The organism is Paenibacillus sp. MER 99-2, from assembly GCF_023714095.1.
GTDB lineage: Bacteria > Bacillota > Bacilli > Paenibacillales > Paenibacillaceae > Paenibacillus.
This window is the reverse complement of sequence record NZ_JAMAUZ010000045.1, coordinates 1-395: the sequence shown is the minus strand read 5'-3', so window position 1 is coordinate 395 and position 395 is coordinate 1. Positions and strand designations below refer to the sequence as shown.

Genomic DNA, 395 nt, shown 5'->3' with positions numbered 1-395 from the left:
TCGATTAACAGTCGAGTGCTCTACCAACTGAGCTATCAGGGAATGGTGGAGCCAAGCGGGATCGAACCGCTGACCTCCTGCTTGCAAGGCAGGCGCTCTCCCAGCTGAGCTATGGCCCCATTCTTCGGTACTACTATTATATTTATGGTGGGCCCTGGTGGACTCGAACCACCGGCCTCACCCTTATCAGAGGTGCGCTCTAACCAACTGAGCTAAGGGCCCGTATAGACATTCGAAAAAAAATACCCCTAAGGGTTTTCGCTTGGCAGCGTCCTACTCTCCCAGGACCCTGCGGTCCAAGTACCATCGGCGCTAGAGGGCTTAACGGTCGTGTTCGGGATGGGTACGTGTGGAACCCCTCCGCCATCGCCACCAAACGCGTAGCTTACATCTCA

2 tRNA genes and 1 rRNA gene are annotated in these 395 nt (G+C 55.4%); all 3 read right to left on the bottom strand.

Going from position 1 to position 395, the window contains the following annotated elements:
* Positions 1-43: 43 nt before the first annotated feature.
* The 3 genes from M3636_RS29245 to rrf all read right to left on the bottom strand — a co-directional run bounded on the left by M3636_RS29245 (position 44) and on the right by rrf (position 377).
* Positions 44-119, bottom strand: a tRNA-Ala gene (locus tag M3636_RS29245).
* A 26-nt stretch (positions 120-145) separates the two neighbouring features.
* Positions 146-222: transfer RNA gene (locus M3636_RS29240), tRNA-Ile, on the bottom strand.
* A gap of 38 nt (positions 223-260) precedes the next feature.
* Positions 261-377 (bottom strand): 5S ribosomal RNA (gene rrf, locus M3636_RS29235).
* Positions 378-395 lie beyond the last annotated feature (18 nt).